We start from the raw sequence: 1,765 nt of genomic DNA on the forward strand, positions 1-1,765 counted from the left end.
GAAGTGGGTCGCGCCGGGCGATCTCCACGTCACCCTGCGGTTCCTCGGCGACGTGCCTGCCGAGGACCTCGACGCGCTCGCCGCCGCCGTCGGCGAGGCGGCCGCGGGCCGCGAGCCGTTCACTATCGCGCCTGCCGCCGTCAAGGCGGTGCCCTCCGCGCGCTCGGCGCGCATGGTCTGGGGGGTGTTCGCCGACCCGGACGGAGCGGCCTCTGCGCTCGCGTCGGCAGTCTCGTCGGCCGCCGCCCCGTGGTGCCGCCACGACGACCCCAAGCCGTTCCGGCCGCACGTCACACTGGTGCGCGCCCGCGGGCGGCGCCCGGTGCCCGGCGATGCCCTTGCCGCAGCGAACGCGCAGGTCAAGGCGACCGCGCAGCCGATGTCAGTGGCGCATGTCACGCTCTTCTCGAGCACGCTCACGCGTCAGGGCGCGGTCTACGAGGAAGTCGCCCGCATGCCGCTCGGCCGTGCTTGACATCGAACAGGTGTTCGTATACGGTGCAGGTGTGCCTCCTCAGGGCCCCCGCGTGTGAGAAGGAGCGGAAAAGAGCATGCAGGCCGACAGGGACCGGATCCTCGAAGTCACCCGCGAGCAGATCGAGAAGAAGTACGGCAAGGGGTCGCTCATGCGCCTCGGCGAGCACGACATCGGGCGCATCGCCGCGATCCCCACCGGCTCGCTGGCCATCGACGCGGCGCTCGGCATCGGCGGCGTCCCCCGCGGGCGGGTCGTCGAGGTTTTCGGCCCCGAGTCGTCGGGCAAGACCACGCTCGCGCTGCAGATCATCGCCGAGGCCCAGCGCATGGGAGGCGTCGCCGCGTTCATCGACGCCGAGCACGCGCTCGACCCATCGTACGCCGCGCGCCTCGGCGTCGATGTGGACGACATCCTCATCTCGCAGCCGGACACCGGTGAGCAGGCCCTCGAGATCACCGACATGCTCGTGCGCTCCGGCGCCATCGACGTCATCGTCGTCGACTCGGTCGCCGCGCTCGTCCCACGCGCCGAGCTCGAGGGCGAGATGGGCGACGTGACCGTCGGCCTCCAGGCACGCCTCATGAGTCAGGCCATGCGCAAGCTCGCCGGCTCGCTCTCCAAGTCCAACACGACCTGCATCTTCATCAACCAGCTGCGCGAGAAGGTCGGCGTCATGTTCGGCAGCCCCGAAACGACCTCCGGCGGCCGCGCGCTGAAGTTCTACGCGTCCGTGCGCATCGACGTGCGGCGCATCGACTCGATCAAGGTCGGGACCGACGTCGTCGGCAACCGCGTCCGCGCCAAGATCGTCAAGAACAAGGTCGCGCCGCCGTTCCAGCAGGCCGAGTTCGACATCATGTACGGCCAGGGCATCTCCAAGGAAGGCTCCATCCTCGACCTCGGCGTGGAGGAGGGCATCGTCGGCAAGTCGGGCGCCTGGTACACCTACGGCCAGGAGCGCCTCGGGCAGGGCCGAGAGGCCGCGAAGGACTTCCTCCGCGAGCACGGCGAGCTGCGCGACGAGATCGAGGTCAAGATCCGCGAGTCGCTCGGCGTGCCCGTCCCCGGCGCCGTGCCCGTGACCGCGCCTGACGATGCGGAGCCGGCGCCGGTCGAGTAGGCGCCTTCTGGCCGGGACTCGCCCCATGGTCACCGCCATCGTCACGCCGCGCCGCGGGTCGCGCATCCGCCGCATCGACATCGACGGCGAGCCGTGGCGAACCACGTCCCGCGACGCCCTCGACGAGATCCGCCTCGCGGAGGGCGACCCGCGGCGCGGCGTGACGA

General features: G+C 71.2%; 2 protein-coding genes. Both read left to right on the plus strand.

Features of this window, described 5'->3' with window-relative positions; translation table 11 throughout:
- On the plus strand, window positions 1-475 hold a 475-nt coding region (gene thpR / locus FDZ70_10085; protein TLM67832.1), incomplete at its 5' end, for an RNA 2',3'-cyclic phosphodiesterase.
- Between the two features lie 76 nt (window positions 476-551).
- Window positions 552-1,598: a recombinase RecA gene (gene recA, locus FDZ70_10090; protein TLM67833.1), complete on the plus strand. Its 1,047-nt coding sequence runs from the start codon at window positions 552-554 to the stop codon at window positions 1,596-1,598.
- Window positions 1,599-1,765 lie beyond the last annotated feature (167 nt).

This window comes from Actinomycetota bacterium, assembly GCA_005774595.1.
In the GTDB taxonomy this organism is placed as follows: Bacteria; Actinomycetota; Coriobacteriia; order Anaerosomatales; family D1FN1-002; genus D1FN1-002.

Coding starts and splice junctions, on each gene's coding strand:
- recA (TLM67833.1), top strand. CDS start 552: ATGCAGGCCGACAGGGACCGGATCCTCGAAGTCACCCGCGAGCAGATC.